Annotated in this window: 2 protein-coding genes; both read left to right on the top strand. The window is 51.3% G+C overall.

The window, feature by feature from the left end:
• Window positions 1-244 (top strand): STAS domain-containing protein (locus INT22_RS16730; RefSeq protein WP_226912838.1); only part of this gene is annotated, 244 nt, incomplete at its 5' end.
• 122 nt (window positions 245-366) lie between these two features.
• Window positions 367-558: BolA family protein (locus INT22_RS16725; RefSeq protein ID WP_193068609.1), on the top strand; the 192-nt coding region annotated here is incomplete at its 3' end.

Raw genomic sequence — 558 nt, 5'->3', positions numbered from 1 at the left:
GGCCGATGTGGCCGCTGCAGGCGTTAAGTGGCTTGAAAGTGCTCGGTTAACTGATGTTGTCCTCGATTTTTCAGACGTTTCAAAAGCAAGTAGCGCGGCGATTAGCGTTCTGTTTGAATGGCTGCGTGCGTGTCACTCGCTAGGTATTGTCGTTACCTCGATTGCATTGTCTGCTCCGCTTGAGCGTTTAACGTCGCTCGCTGAGCTCGATGCGCTAATAGGTTCGCCCAACGCTGAAGCGTGAGTGTTCGTCTGGCATCGCCAAGCGTGCCGCTTTTCTTTATCATGTTCCCCCTGTTCCTCTCTAATTCAACGACCCCCTATTTCAACCACCTAGTTTAATGACCCAAAGGAGTTTCCTGTCTTATGCAACCCAACGAGGTAAAAGCACTGCTTGAGTCCCGCATCGGTGGATGTGATTTTCATATCCAGGGTGAAGGCTGCAATTTTCAGGTGATCGCAGTTGGCGAAGCTTTTGAAGGTCTTTCTCCTGTAAAGCGTCAGCAGCTGGTCTATGCGGCGCTAAATGACGAAATTGCATCCGGCGCTCTGCACGCC

It is taken from the genome of Halomonas sp. 3D7M (assembly GCF_014897885.1).
GTDB lineage: Bacteria > Pseudomonadota > Gammaproteobacteria > Pseudomonadales > Halomonadaceae > Vreelandella.
Note: the sequence above shows the minus strand (reverse complement) of the source record. Positions and strands in the feature narration are given on the sequence as shown.